18 protein-coding genes are annotated in these 17,315 nt (G+C 47.4%); 12 read left to right on the top strand and 6 right to left on the bottom strand.

Features of this window, described 5'->3' with window-relative positions:
* The 4 genes from M1L23_RS13155 to M1L23_RS13140 all read left to right on the top strand — a co-directional run.
* Positions 1-473, top strand: a 473-nt coding sequence (locus M1L23_RS13155; RefSeq protein WP_252627897.1) for a hypothetical protein, incomplete at its 5' end; no start/stop codon positions are given.
* Between the two features lie 253 nt (positions 474-726).
* On the top strand, positions 727-1,185 hold the full coding sequence (nrdG, locus tag M1L23_RS13150) for an anaerobic ribonucleoside-triphosphate reductase activating protein (protein ID WP_252627896.1): 459 nt from the start codon (positions 727-729) through the stop codon (positions 1,183-1,185).
* A 24-nt stretch (positions 1,186-1,209) separates the two neighbouring features.
* The gene (gene nrdD, locus M1L23_RS13145) at positions 1,210-3,030 is read left to right on the top strand and encodes an anaerobic ribonucleoside-triphosphate reductase (RefSeq protein WP_252627895.1); all 1,821 of its coding nucleotides are present in this window, start codon (positions 1,210-1,212) and stop codon (positions 3,028-3,030) included.
* 104 nt (positions 3,031-3,134) lie between these two features.
* Entirely contained in the window at positions 3,135-3,536 is a 402-nt protein-coding gene (locus tag M1L23_RS13140; protein ID WP_252627894.1) for a ribonucleotide reductase subunit alpha, read from the top strand.
* Between the two features lie 11 nt (positions 3,537-3,547).
* Here M1L23_RS13140 and ubiT read toward each other — a convergent pair whose 3' ends face one another.
* Entirely contained in the window at positions 3,548-4,057 is a 510-nt protein-coding gene (gene ubiT / locus M1L23_RS13135) for a ubiquinone anaerobic biosynthesis accessory factor UbiT (RefSeq protein WP_252627893.1), read from the bottom strand.
* A gap of 105 nt (positions 4,058-4,162) precedes the next feature.
* On the opposite strand from ubiT, the gene ubiU reads away from it, so the two are divergent.
* From ubiU to mog, 3 genes are read left to right on the top strand one after another with little or no spacing between them, the layout of a single operon-like run.
* Positions 4,163-5,158, top strand: coding sequence for a ubiquinone anaerobic biosynthesis protein UbiU (ubiU, locus tag M1L23_RS13130; protein ID WP_252627892.1), 996 nt, complete (start codon positions 4,163-4,165; stop codon positions 5,156-5,158).
* A gap of 5 nt (positions 5,159-5,163) precedes the next feature.
* A complete protein-coding gene (locus M1L23_RS13125) occupies positions 5,164-6,042 on the top strand; it encodes a U32 family peptidase (RefSeq protein ID WP_252627891.1) in 879 nt (292 codons plus the stop codon).
* 34 nt (positions 6,043-6,076) lie between these two features.
* Positions 6,077-6,628, top strand: a complete 552-nt coding sequence (gene mog / locus M1L23_RS13120; protein ID WP_252627890.1) for a molybdopterin adenylyltransferase — start codon at positions 6,077-6,079, stop codon at positions 6,626-6,628.
* Positions 6,629-6,640: 12 nt separating this feature from the next.
* Here the strand turns inward: mog and M1L23_RS13115 are convergent, their stop codons facing one another.
* Positions 6,641-8,419 (bottom strand): bifunctional protein-serine/threonine kinase/phosphatase, encoded by a 1,779-nt coding sequence (locus M1L23_RS13115; protein ID WP_252627889.1) that lies wholly within the window; start codon positions 8,417-8,419, stop codon positions 6,641-6,643.
* Positions 8,420-9,910: a NarK family nitrate/nitrite MFS transporter gene (locus M1L23_RS13110; RefSeq protein WP_252627888.1), complete on the bottom strand. Its 1,491-nt coding sequence runs from the start codon at positions 9,908-9,910 to the stop codon at positions 8,420-8,422. It abuts the gene before it with no gap.
* A 340-nt stretch (positions 9,911-10,250) separates the two neighbouring features.
* On the opposite strand from M1L23_RS13110, the gene M1L23_RS13105 reads away from it, so the two are divergent.
* Both M1L23_RS13105 and M1L23_RS13100 read left to right on the top strand, forming a co-directional pair.
* Positions 10,251-11,543, top strand: a complete 1,293-nt coding sequence (locus M1L23_RS13105; protein WP_252627887.1) for an MFS transporter — start codon at positions 10,251-10,253, stop codon at positions 11,541-11,543.
* Positions 11,544-11,582: 39 nt separating this feature from the next.
* Complete coding sequence (locus tag M1L23_RS13100; RefSeq protein ID WP_252627886.1) at positions 11,583-12,785, top strand: NnrS family protein; 1,203 nt, start codon at positions 11,583-11,585, stop codon at positions 12,783-12,785.
* On the opposite strand, the gene moeB is transcribed toward M1L23_RS13100, so the two are convergent.
* The 3 genes from moeB to norR are packed head-to-tail and all read right to left on the bottom strand — an operon-like array spanning position 12,782 to position 15,568.
* On the bottom strand, positions 12,782-13,579 hold the full coding sequence (moeB, locus tag M1L23_RS13095; protein WP_252627885.1) for a molybdopterin-synthase adenylyltransferase MoeB: 798 nt from the start codon (positions 13,577-13,579) through the stop codon (positions 12,782-12,784). The genes M1L23_RS13100 and moeB overlap by 4 nt on opposite strands.
* Complete coding sequence (locus M1L23_RS13090) at positions 13,572-14,000, bottom strand: YbaN family protein (RefSeq protein WP_252627884.1); 429 nt, start codon at positions 13,998-14,000, stop codon at positions 13,572-13,574. The genes moeB and M1L23_RS13090 overlap by 8 nt, the downstream gene beginning before the upstream one ends.
* Complete coding sequence (norR, locus tag M1L23_RS13085) at positions 13,997-15,568, bottom strand: nitric oxide reductase transcriptional regulator NorR (protein ID WP_252627883.1); 1,572 nt, start codon at positions 15,566-15,568, stop codon at positions 13,997-13,999. Before norR ends, M1L23_RS13090 begins: the two co-directional genes overlap by 4 nt.
* 222 nt (positions 15,569-15,790) lie before the next feature.
* Here norR and M1L23_RS13080 point away from each other — a divergent pair, with 222 nt between their 5' ends.
* The 3 genes from M1L23_RS13080 (at position 15,791) to M1L23_RS13070 (ending at position 17,266) form a co-directional block, all read left to right on the top strand.
* Positions 15,791-16,324 carry a hemerythrin domain-containing protein gene (locus M1L23_RS13080; RefSeq protein ID WP_252627882.1) on the top strand — a complete coding sequence of 178 codons (534 nt, stop codon included), beginning with the start codon at positions 15,791-15,793 and terminating at the stop codon, positions 16,322-16,324.
* Between the two features lie 135 nt (positions 16,325-16,459).
* Positions 16,460-16,882, top strand: coding sequence for a putative zinc-binding protein (locus M1L23_RS13075; protein ID WP_338021856.1), 423 nt, complete (start codon positions 16,460-16,462; stop codon positions 16,880-16,882).
* Between the two features lie 12 nt (positions 16,883-16,894).
* Positions 16,895-17,266, top strand: coding sequence for a SirB2 family protein (locus tag M1L23_RS13070; protein WP_252627880.1), 372 nt, complete (start codon positions 16,895-16,897; stop codon positions 17,264-17,266).
* Positions 17,267-17,315 lie beyond the last annotated feature (49 nt).

Below are 17,315 nucleotides of genomic sequence, written 5' to 3'. Positions count from 1 at the left end.
CTGTTGCGGCAGAAGAGTGTTCCGCTCCTGCTCATATTAAGGCGATGGCTGATAGTGTGAATAAGTTATCTGCCGCTGACAGCCTTGTTATTACCGAGCAATTGGCCAGTAGCTTACCTGCTGACGATCGACTTACGTTTTTCCTCTTACTGAACGCAGAAAATCAAATATTATTTAGGCAAGGGCGAATACAAAGGTTAGCAAGAACATACGACTTCTCACCAGAACAGCTCGCTTTTATCAAAAAATTTATGCAGTTAGAAACTGGTTTTAGAAAGGGAGAAATCGAGCAAGATGAACTTCAAACGCACGCTGTCTATTTAGAGCTTGAAATGGAAGCCCTGTTTCAGCCTGAGCTGGCACAACAGCTTTTTTTCGTTTCTTCTTTCACAGAGGCTTCTTTAGAAAAAGTTCCTCAAGCTTCAAATAATGAGTTTAAAAGCATGAATGACATCAATTTCAATGAAAGCTGAGTAGTTGATCAACCTAAAGCCTAAACGCGACCTCCCTAAAATTGTTTGGCTTTTTGCTTCGAGTTACCCCTAAAACTACTGACTACCCCTGCCGGGGTAACAACCGCTGAATGAATGCGGCCTACACGTTCGATAAAAAACCTATACCCCTACCTGATTGATTTAGATCAACACATAAGACTGGTGTAACGCTATGGTATTCACTATATATAGTGTCAAGTGATGGCGTGCAGGCACAACATGTGGTGTTTTGATGAATTCAGTATTGCGTTACAGCAGCGAAGAAATTGTGTGGCAAGAGGTCCCAGGCGAGACGTCTTTAGCCTATACCATTACCGGTTGCCCGGTAGGTTGCAAAGGCTGCCATAGCGTCGACACCTGGCCTACTGGTAGTGGCATAGAATTGCTACCCGACTACTTCAGCCAGCGACTGCACGACTACCAAGGACTCATTACCTGTGTGTTGTTTCTTGGTGGCGAATGGCACCCAGCAGCATTGCAAACTTTATTAAAGATAACCAAAGCCCAGGGTTTAAAAACCTGCCTATACACCGGGCTAGAAAGTGTACCGAGCTATTTGGAGCGCGAGCTCGACTATTTAAAAACAGGGCCGTGGATCGCTTCTCGCGGCGGGCTCGACAGCCGAGCAACCAACCAACGATTTATGCATTTAAGCAGTGGCGAATTACTTAATGTTCGCTTCTGGGAATAAAAAAGAAATATAAAGGGGAACGCTATGTTACGACTAACGAAAGAACAAATTAATAATAAGCTTCAGTTTATGGAAGATTACCTTCACGCAGAAAATGCCGCAGACGGTTCGAAAATGGACGCCAACGCCAACGTAACGCACAAAAACGTTGCCACACTTGAAGCCGAGTTAATGAAAGACTTTTTCGTGCAGGTAAACCGCGCACAGGTAAGTAACAAAATTGAAACGTTATTTGGTGCTGAATTAGCCACCGAATATGTACGTCAAATTGAAGACCATGAAATTTATGTGCACGACGAAACCAGCTTAAAACCCTATTGCGTGTCGGTGACCATGTATCCGTTTTTACGCGACGGCCTGACTAAGTTAGGTGGCGAGTCGCAAGGCCCGAAACATATCGAGTCGTTCTGCGGTACCTTTGTAAACTTCGTGTTTGCCGTAAGCTCGCAGTTTGCAGGGGCTGTGGCCACCGTAGAATTCCTAACCTACTTCGACTACTTCGCCCGTAAAGACTATGGCGACGACTACTTAAATACCCATCGCCACCAAATAGCCAACCATTTGCAACACGTGGTGTACGCATTAAACCAACCGGCAGCGGCCCGTGGTTATCAAAGTGTGTTCTGGAATATTTCCATTTACGATCAGTTTTATTTCGACAGCATGTTTGGCGAATTTGTGTTCCCAGACTTCACTAAACCCAACTGGGAAACCGTAGAAGCGCTACAAAACTTCTTCCTCGACTGGTTTAACGAAGAGCGTAATAAAACCGTACTCACCTTCCCAGTGGTTACTGTGGCCATGTTAACCGACGACGGCCTGTGTAAAGACACCGCCTTTGCCCGCACCATGGCAAACCACATGGCTAAAGGCAGCTCGTTCTTTGTGTACCTTTCAGACAACGCCGACTCATTAGCTTCGTGCTGCCGCTTACGCAGCGAAATTGCCGACAATACCTTCTCGTACACCTTAGGTGCTGGTGGTGTGGCAACGGGCTCGATAAACGTGATTACCATTAATATGAACCGCTTGGTGCAAGACGGTCGCGACCTTGGCGAAGAGCTGAGCAAAATACATAAGTACCAGGTGGCCTACCGTCATTTAATGGACGAATACTTAGCAGCCGGCTTGCTTACTGTGTATGACGCAGGCTTTATAACCCTTGATAAGCAGTTTTTAACCATCGGTATTAATGGCATGGCCGAAGCGGCTGAGTCGCAAGGTTTAGTGGTGGGTAATAACCAAGCTTACAAAGACTTCGTGCAACAACACTTAAAAGTGATTTACGACGGTAACAAAGAAGCCAAAAAAGAATATGGCTATATGTTTAATACCGAGTTTGTGCCGGCGGAAAACCTGGGTGTAAAAAATGCCAAGTGGGACCGCAATGACGGTTACTTTGTTCCACGCGACTGCTATAACTCGTACTTTTATACAGTAGAAGGCGACGCAACCAACGCCCTCGATAAGTTTATTCTCCATGGCCGTGAATTAATCGACTTCCTCGACGGTGGCTCAGCGTTGCATTTGAACTTAGAAGAAAAGTTATCCACAGAAGGTTACTTCTCGTTGTTTAACATTGCCGCAAAAACCGGCTGTAACTACTTCTGTATTAACGTGAAAATTACCATTTGTAACGAGTGCGAACATATCGACAAGCGTACCCTTCACGAGTGCTCTAAGTGCGGAACCGAAGATGTGGACCACGGCACCCGGGTTATTGGTTATTTAAAGCGGGTGTCGTCGTTTAGTGCAGGGCGCCGTAAAGAGCATGCCATACGCCATTACCACCGGGAAAAGCAAACCCACAAGGTGCTCCAGCACGAAGCCGCAGAAGCAAATTAGTCGTTAATCTACCACCAAAGGGGGAGGTCATCCCTCCTTTGGTTCAAGGGCAGTACGCCCGACTTTTTGTTACACTGCAGCTCGTTGTTTAAGGAGCCTAAACCATGTTAAGTAGTTACGACGATTTTATTAAAGCCGCCAAAGATCAAGCCGAGCCACAACGTTTATTATTTGTATTTGCTCGCAAAGAAATGCCCGAGCAAGCAACAGAAGAGCAGCGTTTACGGTTTGAAGAGGGCAGTGGCGGCAACTTAGACCCCGTACTATGTGTTGATAAGTTGCCAGAAGAAGTAGAGTGCCTCGAAGCATTAATTAAAGAGTCAGAAGAAACAGGGCTTACCTGGGACGTTGCTTTTGCGGCCAGTATGAGTGGTTTAGCGGGCTTACCACCTACCACAGAGCAGGCTGAGCAGCCATTAACCATGATGGTAGAAAGCATTAAAGGCGGTACTGTCGCTAACTTTCTCGCCTTCGATCGCGAAGGCGAGCTATTACAAATACTTTAACAAGCTAGAAATTATAATGGCTGGCGTTCAGCAAGAACGCCGGCAATATCTAACGACCACTGGTGCACCGGCTTAGGTAAGCGTGCTTGCAGTTCAATGGTGTCAAGAAAGTTCTTCAATTCTAACCCCAATTCAGTATCTCCACGTAAGGTCAGTCGCCGACGGAAAAATAAAGTGTCGGGATCAACGTACTGGGTTACCAGTAAAAACAAATCGTCTACTTTACCCGCTAGTGCTACATCGGCGTCGGTTAGCGTATGGCTAACCTGCAAGTAAGGTTTGCCATGTTTTAACTGACCAGTAATATAAAAACTAAAGTTCAAGTCTGTCACCGTCACTTGTACTGAACGCTGCTGCATAAAATCGAGCAGGCCCGAACTTATTTCGTGCTTAAAAAATTGATTTAAAGTTTGCTCTATCGTCACCCTTGAAAATGTTTGTGGAATAAAAGGTACTACTTTTTTAGCCACCGTAGGTAGCTGGTCTACCAACAACTGAATAACTCGATTTTTATTTAACATTCAACAACTTCCGTTCATGTTTGGCGTACAATTATAGTGCCATGAAACACTACGGAAGTCAGCTAAGTCGCAGCAGATTCCCGTAAAACATCGAAGAGAGCCTCTATGGAATTGTTGTGTCCTGCTGGAAGTATTCCGGCCCTAAAAGCTGCTATTGAAAACGGCGCAGATGCTGTTTATGTGGGGTTAAAAGATCAAACCAATGCTCGGCATTTTGCTGGTTTAAACCTCGACTCAGGTACCTTGGCAGAAGCGGTTACTTATGCCCACCAACACGGGCGTAAACTACATGTGGCAATAAATACCTTTGCCCAGCCACAAAACTACGATCAGTGGACAGGTGCCGTCGACGCGGCTATTAAAGCGAAAGCCGACGTTCTTATAGTTGCCGACATTTCATTGTTAGGGTATATCGCTGAACGTTATCCCAAACAAGAAATTCATCTGTCGGTACAAGCTTCGGCTACCAATGCCGCCGCAATCGACTTTTATCAGTCGCAGTTTGGCGTGAAGCGTATTGTATTACCACGGGTGTTGGCTATGAACCAAGTGCGTGCCTTAGCCCACACCACCAATATTGATTTGGAAGTATTTGCCTTTGGTAGCCTGTGCATAATGGTTGAAGGCCGTTGTTACTTGAGTTCGTACATGACCGGCGAGTCGCCCAACACGGCGGGTGTTTGTTCGCCGGCAGCCCATGTGCGCTGGGAGGAAGAAGACGGCATACTCGAGTCGCGGTTAAATGGTGTGCTTATCGACCGTTTTCAGCCTGACGAGCGCACCGGTTACCCCACGCTTTGTAAAGGCCGCTTTGAAGTGGCAGGCGCGGTGTACCACCCCTTAGAAGAGCCTACTAGCTTAAACACCCTCGACTTATTACCCCAGCTATACAAAGAAGGTATTAAGTCATTAAAAATTGAAGGGCGGCAACGTTCTCCGGCCTATGTGGCGCAAATAACACGCGTATGGCGAGCTGCCATTGACAGCGTGTTAGCAGCCCCCGATACCTTTACTGTCGACGCTGAATGGCAACGTGTGCTAGCAAACTTGTCGGAAGGCAGTCAAACCACACTTGGCGCGTACCACCGTACTTGGAAATAACGCAAATGAAATTTTCCCTTGGGCCTGTTCTGTATTTCTGGCCAAAAAAGCAAATGCAGAGTTTTTACCAGCAAGCCGCCGAAAGTAACGTTGACATTGTTTACTTAGGTGAAGCCGTGTGTAGCAAACGTCGCGAGCTTAAGTTCGACGACTATATGGACATTGCCCACATGCTGCGCGAAGCGGGTAAGCAAGTGTGCTTGTCTACCATGACCTTATTGGAAGCACCTTCCGAACTGCGGGAATTACGCCGCTATTGCGACAATGGCGAATTTCTTGTTGAAGCCAACGACGTTGGCGCCATAGGCATACTAAACGACAACAAGCTACCCTTTGTGGCAGGTGCAGCCATAAGTATTTATAATCACCATTCACTGCGTCGTATGGTTAATTTAGGTATGCAGCGTTGGGTAATGCCGGTGGAGCTTTCTGGCGACTGGCTGGGCGGGTTATTAAACGAAAGTATTATTCAAGACGTTCGCGACTGCTTCGAAACCGAGCTGTTTTCATTCGGCCACATGCCTTTAGCTTGGTCGGCACGGTGTTTTACTGCCCGTTCAGAGCAACGCCACAAAGACCAATGCGAACTCTGTTGCATTAAATACCCCGATGGCCGCGTGGTTGACAGCCAAGACGGCCAACGTGTATTTGTACTAAACGGGGTGCAAACCCAATCGGGCGACCGTTATAACCTAATTAACCAGTTACCTAGCATGCGTGGTACGGTAGACGTAGTGCGGTTAAGTCCGCAGTCGCAAGGCACCTTCGAGTGGTTACACAAGTTTCAGCAAAACATTACCGGTGCAGCACCCCAGCCGCTAGAGGCTAACGACTGTAACGGCTATTGGCTTAAACTAGCGGGTATGGTGCAGCATTTAGACTAAAATTTAGCACTTAGCAGTTGGAGTAAAAATAGGAATGACGCAGGAAAATAAAGAACAACAAGTAGCACGTATTGGCATAGTTACAGTGAGCGATCGGGCCAGTGCCGGCGCCTATGAAGACATTTCCGGGCCGGCTATTATTGCAACCTTAACCGACTACCTGGTTTCACCTTGGGAAGCGGTACACCGTGTAATTCCAGACGAACAAGACTTAATCGAAGCAGAGCTTATTAATTTAGCCGACACAGAAGGGTGCTGCCTTATTGTTACTACAGGCGGCACTGGCCCGGCTAAGCGCGACGTAACACCAGATGCCACAGAAGCCGTGTGCGACCGCATGATGCCAGGCTTTGGCGAGCTAATGCGTACAGAATCATTAAAGTACGTGGCCACCGCCATTTTGTCGCGGCAAACGGCAGGGTTAAGAAAGCAAAGTTTAATTATTAACTTACCGGGCAAGCCAAAAGCCATTCGGCAGTGTTTAGACGCAGTATTCCCAGCGGTACCTTATTGTATCGACTTAATGGAAGGGCCGTTTTTAGAGTGTAACGAAGAGGTTATAAAGCCGTTTCGGCCCAAGCCTTAATCCCTAGGTAGGTTAACTACGGTTCAGCACAAACAAATAAATAACCAGTAGTAGGGTAATAAACCAAAAACCAGACAGCAGTTGCCAAAATAGCAAACTGCTGTTTTTGCTGCTTTGTTTAACTTCGTCACGCAAAAAGTCAGGGTTAGGGTGGCGGAGGTCTTTCATAAACTCCGCTACTGTGGTGTAGCGGTGCTGTAAATCAAAATCGACGCCTTTTTGTAGCGCCCGATCAAGCCATACGGGTACCCGTGGATTAACTTTAGCGGCACTAATGTAGCGTAATCGGTCGTAGTCGCTCGGCACTTTGCAGTTTTCAATTTTATCACTGTAGGGCAATTTGCCGGTAAACATTTCATAGGCAATAGTAGCCAACGAATACACGTCGCCTTGAATGGCCGAATTTTTCCCGGTTAAATACAGCGGGTCTGAATAAGAAGCTGTACCTAGTACCGACTCGTGCTCAATCGGAATAAATATTTCAGCCACGCCCGACACAAACACAGAGCCAAAATCAACAATTATGGCAGTTTCTTTGCCGCTGGCTTTATCGTGCTGAATAATTACATTGCCGGGCTTTAAGTCTTGGTGAATAGCTTCGCAGTCGTGAAAGGCTTGTAGGCCGGCCGCTATTTGGTCAAGTAGCCGCAGCGCCAGTGCGGGCTTTATGGGTTGCCTAGTTTGTAGCCATTGTGCTTCTAACCAGTCGTCCATGCTGTCGCCTTCCACATAGTCCATGACATAATATAAAAAACTACGAGGCCGCGACTGGCGAATAATACCTACCACATGGGGGCTGTGAATACGGCTGCCAATCCATTCTTCACGTATAAAACGTTCAATATAGCTGCTGTCGTCTTCAAAGTTAGCCGAAGGCGCTTTCATGGCGGCCAGCACACCGGTTTCAAGGTCTTTAACTAAGTACATGTGGCTACGGCTACTGGCGAAAATTTCTTTGATTACCTCGTAACCGTCTACTTTCATACCCGGCGCAAAGGCAGGTGGAAAAGGTAATTTGGTTAACCGCTCTTGGTAGTCGTCAATGTCTTCATTGGGCAGCTGCTGTATATGCACCACAATAACACTTAAATTGTCGTCGCAACCGGCAGCTAAGGCTTTCGCTTTTAAACTATTGGCGGCTTCTTCGCTGGAAGAAAGGGTTGTTAAAGCGTGGTTTATTTCGGTGGGGCTTACAAACTCATGTAAGCCATCGGTACTAAGCAACAATTTGTCGCCAAGGGTTAGCTGTAGGCGTTGATAATCAAGCTGTAAGTTACCGTCCATACCCAGTGCGCGGGCTAAGAACGAACGGCCCTTACTAATATGCACCGTATGATCGGTGGTCAGTTGGTCTAGCTGTTGGTTGCGCCAATGGTACACGCGGCTGTCGCCCACATGGAAAATATGCGCCGAATGAGACTTAATAACCACTGCACTGAACGTACATAAGTGGCCTTTACTGTCATTATTAAAGGCGTGGCTGTGGCGATATAAGCGTAAATTAATGGTTGATAACACTTGTTCGGCACTGTGGCGTACCGACCAAGTGTCGGGGGTTTTAAAGTAGTCGTGTAAAAAGGCGTCAACGGCTGTTTTGCTAGCGTCGCGGCCGGCTTCGGCACTGCTCACACCGTCGGCAATTACAAACGCAGCGCCTTTGTAGGTTTGCATGTAAGCGTCGCTAGGGCAATACATGCCCGCTGCGTCTTCATTGCCGACCTTGCCCGCAGCATCACTAATAACGTGGTAATCAAGCAGTAACTGCTTATTATGCGCGGGCACAGTGTCCATTTACTTATGGCCTACCTCAATTGTATGTACAGTGCCGTCGGGCATTACTTCTGAAATATGGCCTTTCGGGTTGTCCATAAATAGCACCGCCACAAAACCAAGCAGGGCTGAAGCGGCAATCACAAAGAAGAAATTACTGTAACTTACGAAGCTAAGCACAGTTAGGTAAACAACGGCACCTACGTTACCGTATGCACCTGCCATACCAGCAATTTGGCCTGTCATGCTGCGCTTAATTAGCGGAATCATGGCAAATACAGCACCTTCACCAGCTTGCACGAAGAACGAACAAAGCATAGTTACCAGTACAGCAATACTAATCCACCAGTAGCTGTCAATTAAGCCCATTAGGAAATAACCCACGGCTAAACCGGCAATCATTATAAGTAAACTGCGGCGGCGACCATACTTGTCAGAGAACCAGCCACCTAAAGGACGCGACATAAGGTTCATAAAGGCAAAAGCCGAAGCTAGTAAACCAGCCGTTACCGGAGTTAAGCCTTCAAAGGTTTGTAAAAAATACAGCGGTAACATAGAAACTACCGCCAATTCTGAACCGAACGTGGCAAAGTAGGCTACGTTTAATATAGCCACTTGCTTGAACGAGTATTTTTCTAACTCAGCTACCCCTTCGCGCAAATGTTGGGCGTTAATTTGCCACGTTTGAATGCTGTGATAAACAAACAAAACAGCTAGTAAAGCGAAGAACACATACATGCTGGTTTCTGAAATAAGGTTAACGCCACCTGGGGCTAAACGCCACGCCAGTAGTGCTAAGGCTAGGTACATGGGAATGTTCATTAGCAGTAGGGTCCATAAGGCACCCCACGACGACACCCACATGGCGCCCGATTTTTTCGGCTTAAAATAAATTGAACCTTTAGGTGTATTGCGGGCATATTTATAGAACACCAAACCATACACACCACATAACACACCCACTAGGGCAATGGCATAACGCCAGCCGTCGTCGCCGCCAAAGGCAAGGGCAATGGCAGGCAAGGTCATGGCTGCAGCGGCCGAACCAAAGTTGCCCCAGCCCCCATAAATACCTTCAGCAGTACCTACTTGGTGGGCAGGAAACCATTCGCTTACAAGGCGAATACCAATAACAAAACCGGCGCCAACAAAACCAAGTAAAAAACGAAAAATAGCTAAGCTGGTATATGAATTGGCAAAGGCAAAGCCAATACACAAAAAGCCGGAAATAATCAGTAACCCCGCATAAATAATGCGTGGCCCCATTTTATCTACCAACATACCCACAACGATACGAGCTGGAATGGTCATAGCTACGTTCAGAATAAGCAGGGCCTTTACTTGGGTGTCGGTTAAGTCTAATGAATGCTGAATAGCCGACAGTAGCGGGGCGTGGGCAAACCACACGGCGAAAGTTAGAAAAAAAGCAAACCAAGTAAGGTGTAGAGTTTTAATTTTAGGGTCGCTAAAGCGAAGCAAGTTGAGACTACTAACGGACGGTGTAGATGACATGGTTACCTCATGAAGTACATGATGTTACAGATGCGTTACCAAAGAGGTAACTAATATTATAACGAGCTTGCATTGTCGGTGGTTTAGGCTTTAGGTTGCTTGATCTATGTCAAAAGGCAAAGTTGCGTTGTAAATGCATAATATAACTAACTATTCCCTTTGGGTTAACGGTAGTGCTGCTCTGCGGCACGCTGGTAGGGAGTGCGTACTCACAAATGGGTATGCCGATCCCGCAAATGCGCGCTCTTGGCGCAAAAGAGGTAGGGCGAGGTAGGGGCGTTAACTTGCTTATAAAATCGTTATGATGACAAATACCCACGCAAAGGCTATGGACATAAAAATGGATACCAACCCAAATAAAGTACTCGACGCCACCTTGCCTCATGCTTGGCGGGCGTTAACGCTAGCTACAATGGCCTTCGGTGCCAACTTTTCGGTGTGGGTGCTGTACGCAGTGCTTGCCATTAATATTCAGCAACAGCTGAGTTTAAACGGTGTGGAATTGGGTGTGCTGCTTTCGGCTCCCATGCTGACTGGGGGATTATTGCGTATTCCCATAGGTTTAATTTCAGAATACTATTCGGCCCGCACCTTATGGATTATGCAAATGGTGCTTACTATTCCGTCGTTGGCGTTATTGCCGTTTATAGAAAGCTACGCAGGTTTTTTATGGATGGGCCTCTGGATTGGTATTAGCGGGGTGTCGTTTACCCTTGGCGTACGTTATGTAACCGACTGGTTTGCTAGTCGTAAGCAAGGCTTGGCGCTAGGCATTTTTGGTGCCGGTAATGCGGGCGCAGCCATTTCCTTTATTATGATTCCGCTGCTGGTAAAGTACTACGACTGGCAATGGACAGGGCCAGTTTACGCCGTTGGGTTGCTACTTATGCTGGTTATTTTTGCCGTGGGGGCGCCTAAAGTACCAAGCTATGTGGGCTTTAGTACCGAGCCATGGCGTGCCCATTTAGCGCCCCTGAAAGAGCGCCGCGTGTGGCGCTTTAGCCTGTATTATTACTTTGTTTTTGGTAGCTTTTTGGCACTTATTTTGTGGTTGCCAAGTTATTATATGCAAGCGTACCAATTACCCTTCGACCAAGCCATGGCCTTCACTCTCTTTTTTGTTACTACCTCTAGCATGGTGCGCGCGCTAGGCGGTTGGATGGCCGACCGCTACGGTGGCCGGCTAGTAAACTGGGCTGTGTTTTGGGTGTGCTTAGTGTGTTTGTTCTTTCTTAGCTACCCACCCACCACCATGACCATTCACGGCATTGAACGCGACGTGGTGCTATCGATAGAAGTGAACGTGTGGTTGTTCACAGCGCTAATTTTTATTATTGGCATAGCGCAGGGCCTTGGCCGCGCCAGTGTGCTTAAAGTGTTACATAACTATTACCCCAACCGCATGGGTTCGGTGGGCGGTATTGTGGCAGCCCTTGGTGCCGTTGGCGGATTTACTTTGCCGGTAGCCTTCGGGTTGGTACAAGACTTGCTAGGCATAAGCAGTGGTGCCTTTATGGTGCTCTATGCGGTACTGGCAATGTGCATGACAGCTATGTTCTTTGCCATGCGCGCTGAACGTTACCGTAAAGAGCTGGCGCAAGCCCGCGCCGACACCTTTTATGACGACAACTAACTGATCAGCACAGCTGTTTAGACGAAGGGGAAATAGAACGTGCAAGTAACTAAACAAGCAAAAGAAGACGCGCTAGCGCCATTACTACGCCAAGCATTCCGGCCTATGTTTTTATTTGGGGCAATATTTAGTGCTATTGCTATGGCCTTATGGGGCTTGGCACTTAGCGGTACAATTCAGTTAAACACATATTACAACGTGGTGTTTTGGCACCAGCATGAAATGTTATTCGGCTTTGTTACTGCCATTATAGTGGGGTTTTTACTAACGGCAGTACAAAATTGGAGCGGGGTACGAGCCACGCACGGCTACCCATTGTTTTGGTTAACGGCTGTGTGGTTAGCGGGGCGTTTATTAATGCTGTTTGGCGGCGACTTGCCCCATATAGTGGTAGCGCTGGTCGACTTAGCCTTCTTGCCTATGGCAGCTATTTTCTTTGCCCTTATTTTGCTTAAAGCAGGGCAGCAGCGAAACATGTTCTTTGTGCCTATTTTGTTGCTACTGGCAGTGTGCAACTTATTAATGCACCTAGGCGTGTTGCAAGGCCACTTTCAATTTATAAGCCATGGCAGCACCAATGCCGTGTGGTTAATTACTTTAGTTATGGCGGTAGTGTCGGGGCGAGTATTGCCTATGTTTACCGCCAATGGCACCAGTACTCCAAGAGTTGCCCCAATAGTATGGCTTGATCGGTTAGCACTAGGTTCAATTTGGTTAGTGTTTGTGCTGCATTTCTTTGTGTTGGTGAAATATATTCCAAGCTCGGTCATGGTGGTTTTATTTAGCCTAGCAGCTATTACTAATTTCGTACGCCTTATACGGCTACGCTTTTGGATAACCCTTAATGTGCCGTTGCTATGGAGCTTACATTTAGCCGTGGCCTTTATACCGGCGGGTTTGGCATTGTTTGCTCTGCGTTATGCGGGCTTTAATATTAGTGCTAGCACTGCAACTCACGCCTTAACAGCAGGCGCCATGGGTATCATGATCTTGTCCATGATGGCGCGAGTGTCGTTAGGCCATTCTGGTCGGCCGCTACAACCAAAACGCATTATGGCTATTGCCTTCTTGTTCGTTATTGTGTCGGCGGTTATACGTATTGTTAGCGGCGGCTGGTTCCCCATGACTGCAGCTGAATGGTACAACTGGGCCATAGGCGCTTGGGTGCTGGCGTATGGTTGCTACATTGTGGTGTACTTCCCAGTGCTTACCACGCCACGGGCCGACGGTCGGCCTGGTTAAGCTAAGGCACACACGGGGCAGCTAGTTAGTTTGGGTAGCTGCATGGTATGAAAAGTGGCATGCGCTGCATCGTAAAGAAGCACTTTACCTTGCAGCGTGGTGCCAATGCCTGTTAGCACTTTTAATGTTTCTACTGCTTGTAAAGTACCCACTACTCCCACCAGGGGTGAAAGCACGCCAGCTTCCATACAGGTTAGCTGTTGTTCACCAAAGTAATGACTAAAGCAACGATAACAAGGCATAGCTTTTTGGTGCAATGTTTTTCTGTTCATTGGGTAAACAGCCACCTGACCTTCCATTCGAATAGCCGCCCCCGACACTAATGGCGTGGCGGTACTGAAGCAATAGCGGTTTAAGCACAAGCGAATGTTTACATTGTCGGTGCAGTCCACTATTACGTCTATTTTTGGTTGGGTATCTGCAGCAAATAAACGACCAATATTGTCGTCGGTAATGCGTTCGGTTATGGCCTGAAGTTGGCAATCACTATTCATGTGCTGCACGGCTTTAATAGCCGTGGATGCTTTTAAAGCGCCCAAGTCGGCTTCGCGGTATAGTATTTGGCGCTGTAAATTACTGCGTTCAATAATGTCGTTGTCAACAATGGTTATAGTACCCACACCGCTTGCCACTAAGTAAGGAATAACAGCACAACCAAGCCCCCCAGCACCTACCACTAAGGCATGGCTAGCCAATAGCTTTTCTTGGCCTTCAAAGTCCATACTAGGCAGCATAATATGCCGCGCATATCGCAGCGACTGAGCATCGGTTAGCTCTACTATTGGCTTAGTCATGTTGTTGCACCTTCTTGCTTGTTGTTGATAAGGGCGGTGCTTGCTCGGCCACAACGGGCTGTTCAGGGCGCCGCCATAACCATAAAAGTACCAGTAGAACAGCTAAAGTAATAATGCCCGCCAACAAGCGCGGTGCGCTACTAAGCCAAAGTAAGCACATACTTAGGCTAGTCATTAGGCTAGCCAAGTATTTGGCTTTACGAGAAATTATGCCATGCTGGCGCCAACGTAAAATAGGCGGGCCAAATTGAGGGTGTTGCAATAGCCAACGCTCTAATCGAGGCCAGCCCTTGCCTGCGCACCAAGCCGACAACAATAAAAACGGTACCGTTGGTAAGCCGGGTAAAGGCACACCAATTAAGGCAATAATAAAAAACAATACGGCCGCCACACGCCAAGCAAAACGTTGTAATAAAGTCATAACTCCGTTCCCTCAATTGGCGTGCTGCTGGCGTTCACTTTTAAGCCTAGCCGACGGGCTAATTTGTGCAAGTTGCTGGGGTCTAATTCTAGCATGCGGGCTGCTTGCGCCCACGACTGGTCGCTATAAACCAAGGCTTCTTGAATTAGCCGCCGCTGAGTTTGCTCAACCGCTTCACGCATGGCTAACAGCTCGGTGGGTTGGTTGTTGCTAGCTGGCGCACCATGGGTTTGAATAAGCTCGGAAGGGGGTTCTAAACCGTCGAAATAGTCTGGGCTTAAGGTAACAATGTCGGTCCGAATTTCGCCCAAGCTTAACGCTTTAATTGCCGCGCGGCTAATAACATGTTCTAACTCCCGTACGTTGCCAGGCCAAGGATACTGCAACAGCATTTGCTCGGTGGCGGGGCTTAAACGTAAGCTGCGAAAGCCCAAACGGGTGCGGTTCTGCTCAAGAAAAAAACCAGCCAATAATAAAATGTCTTGGTCGCGCTCACGCAGGGGCGGAATATGTAGTGGGTACACCGACAGCCGGTGGTAAAGGTCAGCCCGAAACTCTTTGGCTTTAATTTGCTCTTGCAGTTTACGGTTGGTGGCAGCAACTATGCGTACGTCTACATGGCGTATTTTGTCGGTGCCCAAGCGCTGCACCTCACCATTTTGCAACACCCGCAAAAGCTTGGCTTGAATACTAAGGGGCAATTCACCCACTTCATCTAGAAATATAGTGCCACCGTGGGCACTTTCAAAACGGCCTTGGCGTTCATTCGTAGCCCCAGAAAAGGCGCCTTTGCTGTGCCCAAACAGCTCGCTTTCGGCTAAACTTTCGGGCAAAGCCGCACAGTTCACATACACCATAGGCTTGTTGGCGCGGCGCGACTGGGCATGTAACTGGCGGGCAAAAAGCTCTTTACCGGTACCGGTGTCGCCGAGTAATAACACTGGCAAGTCTGACTGAGCCACCACCCGTAGCTCTTCTAGTACGCCATTAATAGCGGCACTGTTGCCAATAATGTCGGCACCAGTTTGTAGCTTCGACTCCATTTGTAATTCGTCTTGCCGGCCTTGGCGCAACGCTTTGTTGTCTTGCTCTAGGCCAGTCATACGCAACATGGCTTCAATTACTAACGAACAGCGTTGTAATTCACGCCTGTGCTGTTCATTAAAAGTACCGGGCTCAAGGGCGTCTAGGGTTACGGCTCCCCACAAGGCGCCCTCAATAAATAGCGCCATACCCATACAGTCGTGAACCGCCAAGTGCTGTTTAGGTAAAGCTTCAATTAAACCGTCGTAAGGATCAGGCAACGGGCTGTCGGGCTCAAAGCGTATAGCTTCACGGCTATTGCATAAAATGGCTAAGCGGGGGTGCTGGGCTAATTCGAAATGGCGGCCAAAAGCTTCTTTTACTAGGCCTTGTTGGGCTACCGGGCGCAAACTGTCTTGCTCTTTACGCAATAACACCACGGCCCCACAAGAAAAATAGCTATGTAAACTGGCTACTAATTTTTGTAGGCGAACAGGGCCGGGTAGGTTAGTTACTAACTCAGCGAGCAGGGAGTCTTGCAGCATGGTTAAAAGTACCTTTGTAAGGTTGTTATTACCCGAAAATTTAGGGTTAAAAGTACCATTGCGTGGTGTTTTGTCCTATACCCCAAGCGAGGTACGAGGTTGAAAAGGCGGGTTTAGGGCTTATTTCTCGGGGTCATTGCGGTTGGCATGGGGCTTGCTATATCCACTACATAACCAGCTTGCGCACCAAGCGCATTTAAACACTTACGAAAGGAAACTACTATGCAGTTCTCAGAAGCCACCCAAAATGCCGTTAACCGTAGCCAACACCAGTGGTTGAAAGCCAGTAACAACGAACTGGTCGACTTTATTTTAGAGCGCTTCCATGCGGTCCACCGTGTGCAATTACCCGAAGCCATTGCCTTAGCTCGTCGAGTAGAAGAAGTTCACGCCAATGAAGCTCTTTGCCCCACAGGCTTAGCCGAGCATTTAACCGACATGTACCAAGAGCTAGAAAGCCACATGTTAAAAGAAGAGCAAATTTTGTTTCCGATGCTACGGGCAAACACTCACCCACAGGGCCCTATTATGGTTATGGAGTCGGAGCATGAAGAGCATGAGCTAGCAGTACAAAAAATTGAAGAGCTCACCCAAAGCTTTTCCATGCCAGAAGGTGCATGTGGAACCTGGCGTCGTTTAACGGCATTGTTAATAGAGTTAGCCGACGACTTACGCGACCATATTGAGTTAGAAAATAACGTGTTGTTTGTAAATGAAGAAGTGCGCGCAGGCCAATGTTGTGGTGGCTGCCAATAATAATTGCCACTAAAGTAGGCACTCCTACCCATGACGCAGTAGGGGTGCCGGTCTTTTGATTTGTATCAATATGGTAATTGTATAGGCAGCTAAACTAGGCTTTCTGATGGTATTGAAATGCAGAAGGAGAGCCCAGTGAATAATTTAAAAAAAGTGAAGCCGCTTGTGTATTCATGCTCGGGCTGCTCGAACGTAGCACAGTTAGCAAACGACATAGCCATTTGGTTACGCGATAAAGAAATCGCTGAAATGTCGTGTATTGCTGGAGTAGGCGGCGACGTAAAGTCGCTCGTTCGCTTGGCGCAGTCAAACCGACCTATTCTTGCTATCGACGGTTGCCCTTTAAATTGCGTGAAAGAAAGTTTAAAACGCCATAATGTAGTACCAACGTGGCATATTCAGCTAACAGATTTAGGACTAAAAAAACGTGACGGCGAAAGTTGCACACTGAGCGACATGTATAAGTCGCTTGAGCACACGCATGCAGTATTGGGGTTAGACGCAGAGTTCTGTTATTCAGAACAACGTGATTGGTCATGTAACGACGCTAAAGGTTAAAGGGTTAAGTGAATGGAATGGTATAGTGGTATTAAGTTTGTTCATGTAATTTCCATTCATATATCCATTACCTTGTTCATAATACGTTTTTTTATGGACGACCAAGGCCAGCATGTATGGCGCAGCCGGCCGTGGAAAATGGTCCCGCATATAAACGACACGCTGTTACTGGCTAGCGCCATTGGTTTGTTGTATATAACGGGCTGGCAAATTTTTGTACACTTTTGGATTACCGTAAAAGTAGCCTTGGTGGTGGTGTACATTATTTTGGGCTGGTTCGCTTTGCGAATAAACTTAGCCCGCGGTTATCGCTGGGTGGCCTTTATTATGGCGCTCGGTGTGTTTGTGCTTATTTACGCCTTCGCAATAAAAAAGTTCATGTAACTGCATTTGGCATTCATTCACAATAAAAAACTCGCTAGTAGGGTGCAAA

The organism is Aliidiomarina quisquiliarum (assembly GCF_023922585.1).
Taxonomy (GTDB): domain Bacteria; phylum Pseudomonadota; class Gammaproteobacteria; order Enterobacterales; family Alteromonadaceae; genus Aliidiomarina; species Aliidiomarina quisquiliarum.
This window is presented reverse-complemented; position numbering and strand designations above follow the sequence as displayed.